Source organism: Streptomyces sp. NPDC006326 (genome assembly GCF_040612915.1).
Classification (GTDB): domain Bacteria; phylum Actinomycetota; class Actinomycetes; order Streptomycetales; family Streptomycetaceae; genus Streptomyces.
Genome location: NZ_JBEXRC010000038.1, coordinates 72,373 through 79,910 on the forward strand (window position 1 = coordinate 72,373; position 7,538 = coordinate 79,910).

General features: G+C 72.8%; 7 protein-coding genes. 3 read left to right on the top strand and 4 right to left on the bottom strand.

The genetic code is table 11. The features are described from left to right. Nucleotides 1-56 precede the first annotated feature (56 nt). The gene (locus tag ABZ128_RS26055) at nt 57-1,886 is read right to left on the bottom strand and encodes a hypothetical protein (RefSeq protein WP_356851243.1); all 1,830 of its coding nucleotides are present in this window, start codon (nt 1,884-1,886) and stop codon (nt 57-59) included. Between the two features lie 221 nt (nt 1,887-2,107). On the opposite strand from ABZ128_RS26055, the gene ABZ128_RS26060 reads away from it, so the two are divergent. After that, a complete protein-coding gene (locus ABZ128_RS26060) occupies nt 2,108-3,649 on the top strand; it encodes an alpha/beta hydrolase (protein ID WP_356851244.1) in 1,542 nt (513 codons plus the stop codon). A gap of 31 nt (nt 3,650-3,680) precedes the next feature. Here ABZ128_RS26060 and ABZ128_RS26065 read toward each other — a convergent pair whose 3' ends face one another. The 3 genes from ABZ128_RS26065 to ABZ128_RS26075 all read right to left on the bottom strand — a co-directional run bounded on the left by ABZ128_RS26065 (nt 3,681) and on the right by ABZ128_RS26075 (nt 5,984). Then, nucleotides 3,681-4,373 carry an RraA family protein gene (locus ABZ128_RS26065; RefSeq protein ID WP_356851245.1) on the bottom strand — a complete coding sequence of 231 codons (693 nt, stop codon included), beginning with the start codon at nt 4,371-4,373 and terminating at the stop codon, nt 3,681-3,683. 67 nt (nt 4,374-4,440) lie between these two features. After that, the gene (locus ABZ128_RS26070; RefSeq protein ID WP_356851246.1) at nt 4,441-4,689 is read right to left on the bottom strand and encodes a hypothetical protein; all 249 of its coding nucleotides are present in this window, start codon (nt 4,687-4,689) and stop codon (nt 4,441-4,443) included. A gap of 47 nt (nt 4,690-4,736) precedes the next feature. Further along, a complete protein-coding gene (locus tag ABZ128_RS26075; protein WP_356851247.1) occupies nt 4,737-5,984 on the bottom strand; it encodes a cytochrome P450 in 1,248 nt (415 codons plus the stop codon). A 276-nt stretch (nt 5,985-6,260) separates the two neighbouring features. On the opposite strand from ABZ128_RS26075, the gene ABZ128_RS26080 reads away from it, so the two are divergent. Both ABZ128_RS26080 and ABZ128_RS26085 read left to right on the top strand, forming a co-directional pair. Next, a complete protein-coding gene (locus ABZ128_RS26080) occupies nt 6,261-6,761 on the top strand; it encodes a hypothetical protein (RefSeq protein WP_356851248.1) in 501 nt (166 codons plus the stop codon). 467 nt (nt 6,762-7,228) lie between these two features. Continuing rightward, on the top strand, nt 7,229-7,538 hold a 310-nt coding region (locus ABZ128_RS26085; RefSeq protein WP_356851249.1), incomplete at its 3' end, for a hypothetical protein.

Here is a 7,538-nt window from a genome sequence, read left to right on the forward strand (position 1 = left end):
ACGCCACGCGCCCGTTCCCCGTTTCCTCCGGTCCCCGTCTCAGACCTTCAGGGCCCTCAGCGCAGGCAGCCCACGATCCGGACCGAGGTCTGCGCGCTGCCGGTGAGTCCGGCGGCCGGATCGGTGGCCGTGAACACGAGCGTGTACGTCCCGTCGGGCAGCAGCGGGACGACGAACCGGCCGGAGGCTCCCGTGCCCAGTGTCACCGGACCGTTGGGGCCGTTGATCCGCCAGCTCGTGTACTGCGGATCGGTCAGCGCCTGGTCGCCCGGCCGGGTCCGGGCCGTGCCGGCGAACGACTCCTCGCAGCCGCGCCGCAGTTGTCCGCCGCCGGTGGGCTGCTGGATGCTCACCGCCGGGGGCTGGGGCTGCTGCCGGGTCGGCGAGCCGCTCTGCGAAGGGGGGCCGGGCCGAGTCGGAGTGGCGGAAGTCCGCGGCCTTCCCGGCGAGTTCGGCGTACCGGGGGTGGACGAGGTACCCGGCGAGCCGGTGGGGCTCGGAGTGGGCGAGGCGCCGGGGCTTGTGGCGGGAGGCGAAGCCGCGGATCCCGAGGGGAGGGGCAGGGGGTCGAGCGCGTGCGGCAGGTCCGGGTGGGTGAGGGCCGGCGGCGGGGGGGCCTTGGCAGGCTCGGTGGCCTTGGCGTCGATCTTGGCGCAGACCGCGCCGGCGATCAGCGGCTGCTCGGCGGGTACGGCTGCGGCGCTCAGCTCCTGGTCGTCCGGGCCGCGCCCATGGGTGTCGAAGTAGCCCTGGCCCGTGAGGGTTTCCCGGTCGCTGTGCTCGATCCAGACCGAGTTGTAGTAGTCGGTGCCGGCCTTCTGCTGGTTGGCGCCGGTGACGTGCCATGCCGTCACCTTGCGGCCCGAGGGCTCGCCCGCTGCCGGAGCGTCGGAGGACGCGTACAGCCATCCGTCGCCGAAGAAGCGGTGGGGAGCCGCGGCGTTGCCCTCCTCGTTGGCGGTGGGGAACGCGAAGCCCCCGCCGACCAGCAGCTTCCCCTTCGGGCAGGACACGCTCGCGTGCGCCTGGGCACCCGCGGCGACGGCCACCTGCGCGGTGGCCACGGAGACGTTCTTCAACCGGACGCAGATCGGCCGGAGCGCAAGGGCGTAGTTCGCCTGGGGCGGCTGGGGGTCCTCGATCCGGGTCTGGTGTCCGATCCCCTCCCCGACGACGGGGAAGAGGCGGGAGGTCAGCCGCGTCCCCGGGTTGAGCCGTGCCACCCAAGGCCCGCTGTTGTGCAGCGCGGGCAGCGCGGCCGCGGGTGACAGCTGGTCCAGCGGGACCGGGGCGACGGCGCGGCCCGACAGGATGCGGTCGGCATGGAACTCGGCGCCCACCTCGGTGAAGCCGCCCGGGCAGGAGGGCACCGCCGTGGAGCTGTTCTCCAAGCCCGCGAGCGGGCCGTCCGTGGTGAGGTCGTGGATGAGCACGCCGTTCGCGTCGGTGCCGTTCTTGTCCCCTCGGTCCTGGAAGGCGTGCGCGCGGTCGGGCCAGTTCGCAAGGGTCAGGAACTCCGGCGCGGCGTTGATGCACAGGGCGTACGAGGTGAGGGTGGCGGGCTTGTCACCCGGGTTGTACGCCGAGGCCATCCAGGCACCGCGGCCCATGAACAGGCTGTTCGTGGCGAAGCCGCCCCCGGCGATCGCGTATCCGCCGCCGAGTGCCGTCTCGTGCGCCTGGCAGGAGGCGACCGCCACCTGCTCGCCGCCGGCCGCGACCGAGAGGGACACGCTGCGCTGGACGACCGTCAGCTCGGGCCCCCGGCTGACCCACCACATCCCCGCACCCGCCGCGGCGGTGACCGCGAGCGTTCCGGCCGCCACCGCGGCGGCCGTCTTCGTCCCGATCGCACTTCCCGTCGTGGCAAGAAATCCAGAACCCACGGCCGACCCCCCGTCCGCCCCGCCGCTGCGTGGCGCCCAGCAATGTAGCGCCGCGGGAAAAGCCCGTCACAGGGGTGCGCAGTATCGGTTCTGCTACAACGCAACCGCGCTCGGTGGCACTGGTGCCACCAGGGATCCGGGTGCCAGGTGTATCGAACGGGCACGGCCCGCCGGCGGACGATCGAAGCGACCGACCGACCCGACCGGGGGAGTACGTGCACATGTTCAGGAACGCGTCCCGATGGCTGGCGGCAGCCGCCTGCACCCTGCTCACCGCGGCGGTCCTGCCCGCCGCCACGGCGAGCGGCGCGACGGTGCGCACCGCGGCGGCCCGGCAGCTCCCGCCGACCCCCGACCGGTACGTGCACCAGCGGCTCGACTGGCGGCCCTGCGCGACCGGGCCGCTGGAATGCGCCACCATGTCCGTGCCGCGCGACTGGTACCACCCGGACGCCGGACCGGGCCTGAGCATCGCGGTCTCGCGTCTGCGCGCCGCGGATCCGGCGAAGCGCAGGGGCGTGCTCATGATGGCGGCGGGCGGCCCCGGCGCCTCGGGTCTGGCCCGGCCGGCCCGCCTCGCCTCCTACAGCCCGAAGCTGGCCGCCGCGTACGACATCGTCGGCTTCGACCAGCGGGGGGTGGGCGCCAGCACGCGGGTGGTCTGCTCGGACCAGGCCGAGGTCGACGTCCTCTTCGGCGGCGGCGATCTGCGCGACCGCTCACAGCACGCGGTCCGGCAGACCTTCGAGCGGGCCCGCGACTTCGTACGGGACTGCCGGACCCACTCGGGCGGACTGCTTCCGTACATCACGACCGATCAGGCCGTGCACGACATGGACCTCTACCGCCGGCTGCTCGGTGCCGAGAAGATCTCCTACTACGGGCCGTCCTACGCCACCCTCCTCGGGGCGTACTACGCCGACGCGTTCCCGCACGCGGTGGAACGGGTCGTCCTCGACAGCAACATCGACGTCACCGGCACCTGGCAGTCGTTCCTGACGGGCCAGCCGATGAGCTTCCAGCGCCGGTTCGAGCAGGACTTCCTGCCGTGGCTGGCGGAGAACGACGCCACCTACCACCAGGGCCGCACGCCCGCCGAAACCGCTGCCGCGTTCGAGCGGCTGAGGACCGCCCTGCGGGAGCACCCCGTGGACCTGGAGGGGACGGTGATCACCCCCAACCACCTGGACAAGGCCACCACGGACGCGGTCTACGACACGGACCGGTTCGCGGACCTCGCCTCCCTCCTGGGCCTCCTCCAGCACCCGGACCAGGCGCCGGAGCAGACGCGCAAGTCCGTCGCCGCACAGCTGCGGCACCTCATGGACGCCGGGTTCGCCGCCGACTACTTCGCCGTGACCTGCGGCGACACCGCGTGGAACCGCGACGGCCGGTACTGGGTGGAGCGCAGCGCCGAGGCGACCCGCACCCATCCGCTCGCGGGCGCACGGGAGTTGACGTTCGCGGCCGTCTGTGCGAACTGGCCGGTCACCGGAGCCCCGCGGTTCAAGGTGTCCGGGCGGGGTCTGCCCCCGGTGCTGATGCTCAACTCGAAGACGGATCCGGCGACGTACCACGAGGCGGCGGTGCGTACGCACCGCGCACTGGCCGGGTCGCGCCTGATCACCGTGGAGGGCGGCGACCACGGCCAGTTCCAGAACCACAACGCCTGCGTCGACGCCCTGGTCGAGACGTACCTGCTGGACGGCGCCCTCCCGGACCGCGACGGCAGCTGCCCGGCCGCGGCCCCGTCGGCCGGCTGAGCGGCGGGAAGCTGCACGCGCGGCGGCGCCATCACTCCTCGATGGCGCCGCCGGTCCGCCGCAGGTGGCGGCGGAAGGTGTAGGCCGGGTCGGCTTCGCGCAGGACGAGGTAGTCCTCGAAGGCCGTCTGGCTGCGCAGGGATTCGCCCGCGCGGATCCGGCGGGCCTGCTCCCGCTCCGTATCCCGGATCCGGTACGCCGCGGCCAGCACCTCCTCGACGTGCTCGGCCGCGACGAACAGCACTCCGTCCGCGTCGCCGAACACGAAGTCCCGGCCGCTCACCAGATGCGGCCCGAACCGCGCGGTCACCAGCGCCTCGGGCTCGCGGTCGTCCAGCCGTACGGGGCCGGCCGGGTGGCTCCCGTAGCTGAACACCGGCAGGCCGATCTCCGCGAGCTCCGGGGTGTCGCGGTGCAGCCCCCACACCGCCAGGCCCGCCACTCCGGCCGCCGCGGCCTCCAGTACGGCCAGGTCGCCCACGCAGGCCTCGTCCGACCGGCCGCCGTTGTCGATGACCAGGACGTCACCCTCCTCGGCGCCGCCGTACGCCTCCAGGAACACGTCGACGCTGCCGTAGTGGCGGACCGGCAGGGCGCGTCCCGCGACGCGGTGCCCCTGCACGACGGCGCCGATGCCGGGTGGCGCCACGCGCAGCGGCACCCCGGTGCGCACGCAGGCATCGGCCATGAGCGGCGTGGACAGGTCGGCGAAGGCCTTCTGCATGGCCTCTCCCCCATTTCTCGCGAGCGGACGGCTTCGATCAGCCCCGCCCCCATGGTGCCCTGCCGTCTCACGGGATGTCGGTGTCCGAGGGCTCCGCCTCGTACGTGTGCGGCTCCTCGCCCTGCCAGGCGATGAGCTCGGTGTCGCCGAGGACCACCTCGTCGGGATCGGGTACGCCGGCCCGCCTCAGGAACTCGATCACGTCGGCGTCGCTGCGCGCCAGCCCGAGGACGGTGTCCCGCCCGTCGGTGCGCAGGGAGACCCGGCGGCCGCCGGCCGGGGCGATGTGGTGGACGACGATCGGTGCATGCTGCATGGGCCCAGCCTCCGCCGGTACGGCTGCGGCCGCATCCCGAGGGCCCCTCAGACGTCCGCGGTGACGGGCAGGGCGCGCAGGGCCCGGAACCGGAAGGTACTGGTCCAGGGAAGCTCCGCCGCGGGGCGGGCGAGCCGGAGGCCGGGAAGGCGGTCGAGGAGGGTTCCGAGGGCCAGGGTGATCTGCAGGCGGGCCAGCGGGGCGCCGAGGCAGTGGTGCAGGCCGTGGCCGAGCGCGAGGTGGGCCTTGTCCTCGCGGGTGATGTCGAAGCGGTCGGGGTCGGGATACCGGGCCGGGTCGCGCTGGGCGGAGGCCAGGGCGAACAGGACGGTCTCACCGGCCGGGACCGGCACGCCGCCGATCTCCACCGGCTCGGTCGGGAAGCGGCGGATCGCCGTCTGGTGGGGGCCGGCGTGGCGCAGGACCTCCTCGACGGCGTCCGGGAGCAGCTCGGGGCGGGCACGCAGGGCGGCGAGCTGCTCGGGATGGGTGAGCAGGGTCAGCACCCCGCCGCTGAGGGCGTGCTGGGTGCTTTCACTGCCCGCCATCAGGATCAGGAAGGCGAGGGAGACGAGTTCGTCCTCGGTGAGCCGGTCCTGCTCGTCGCGTGCGGCGATCAGCCCCGACAGCACGTCGTCACCCGGGTGGGCCCGCCGGTCCGCCACGAGCGCGGTGAGGAAGCGGTGGACGTGGCCGATGGCCGCACCGAGTTCCTCGCGCGAGTGCGGGGCGAGCATGGTGGCGACCCGGCCGGAGAACCGGTCCTGGTCGGGGGCGGGTATCCGCAGCAGGGCGCCGATGACCCGCAGGGGCAGCGGTGTGGCGAGGCCGGTGACCAGGTCGGCCTCGCCGGAGTCCGCGATCCGCTCGGCGAGCCGGGAGACCAGGTCGTCGACGGCCGCCTGGATGCCGGTGCGCAGCCCCTCCACGTGGCGGGGGGTGAACCCCCGGGACACGAGGCGGCGCAGGCGCAGATGGTCGTCCGGGTCGATGTTGAGGAGGTTGCGGTCGAGTGCGGGCGGCAGCGAGAAGCCGCTGAAACCCGTGGTGGAGTGCCGCTTGTTGACGGAGAGCCGCGGATCGCCGAGCCCGGCCCGGACATCGGCCTCCCGGGTCACCAGCCAGACCGGGGAGCCGTCGGGCAGGGCCACGCGGTGGACGGGCCCCGCGGCGCGCAGGCGTGCGTAGACGGTGTGGGGGTCGCGGGCGAACGACTCGTCAAAGGGCTGCGGGAGCTCTTCGCTCCCGGCACGGGCGGCGTCCTGGTGCTCGGTCTGCATCTGGTTCTGGGGCATGCGACGTCCTCGGGTCCGGGGTCGTCCATGATCCCCCACCCGCACGCCGGTGCGGCTCCGGAACCGGGCGGCGCGAGGACGAGAACCGGCCGAGCCGACGACGTCCGGCCAAAACCTTGGCATGGTCCTGACATTTCAAGGTCCCTGTGTCACTTTCCAGGCGTCTCCCCCGGCCGGCCCGCGGACACCGCCTGCCGCCGACCGGGCGCACGCCGGCGCGGGCCTCCCCGGGCCCCGCTTCACACCCCCACGAGGACGTGGCGAAGGAGCGACAGCATGAGGATCTCGACATGGCCGGGCACGGCCGCACTGACCACCGCACTGGTCATCGGCGGCGCGACATCGGCCCTGGCCCTGGGCCCCACGGCCGACCAGCGCCTGGACGGCGTCATCGTCGTCGCGGGCAACACCTGCACCTGGACCGGAGCCCGCACCAGCGCGAACCCCCCGAGCGCGCTGACGGTGGACCGCACCACCATCAACGCGCCCGGCGGCAACCTGAGCTGCAACGGCGGCATCACCGCCACCCTCAACAACAACCCCGCGTTCACCTTCGACGACACCGCGGGCACCGCGAAGACGGACGCCATCGACATCACGGGCAAGCAGAGTTTCATCTCCTGCCGCTACAAGGCCACGAACATCACCTGGAACCGCGACGCGTCCACGCGCAAGTACGTCAACCAGGCCTTCACCGCCACGAAGACCTCGGGCAGCTTCCTCTGCCCCTCCTCCGTCACCACGGCGGCGGGCGACGCCTCGATGCTCTTCCACTGACCCGGATCGCTCCGCGGCCGACGCCTCGCTCGGCCGCGGGGCAGCGGTGACCGCGCCTCCTTTATCCGCAATCGGCCTACCTGCCGGTCACGTCGACAGGCCTTTGGCGGAGCGAGCGGGGCGGCACAGCCGCGTAAAAGCCCTCACACACCAAATCCATTCCCTCCACGCCGGACATTTCTCTGCCCATTTGACGACGCGGGCCACCGGACCCGGCCCTCAAACTGGATCTTGTCGGCGTTGACGGGCAATCCGGGTAAGACCTACAAAAAGTGCAGGTCAAGGCGTCACTCCAGCCGATTCGGGCGCGTAGGATTCTTCGCAAATCCCGATGGACTGGAGCTTGCGTGACAACAAGAAAGACCCGGCGCAGCATGCTGCGCCGGGGCATAATTCCGCGATTCGCCAGTGCCGCGGCCGTCGGCGGAATAATTGCCTCCGGATTGACTGCGCTTTACCCTGCGCCCATGGCATCGGCAGCAACTGGGGACCCGGTCGCCGACGGCTCCCTGAGCGCAAAGGACTTCGCGCTCGCCAAGGCCAAAGAGACGGGCCAGCCTTACGAGTTGACCTCGGCCCGGACGGAGTCGTCCGACACCTGGGCGCTGCCGACGGGCAAGTGGTCGGTCAAGCGGCACGGGACGACCGTGCGCGTACGGCGCGGCGGTGTATGGGTGGACACCGATCCCACGCTGGTGTTCGCGGCGAACGGGTCGGTCGTCTCCAAGGCGGCCGCCGTGTCCGTGGCGTTCTCCGGTGGCGGTACGGGCCCGTTCA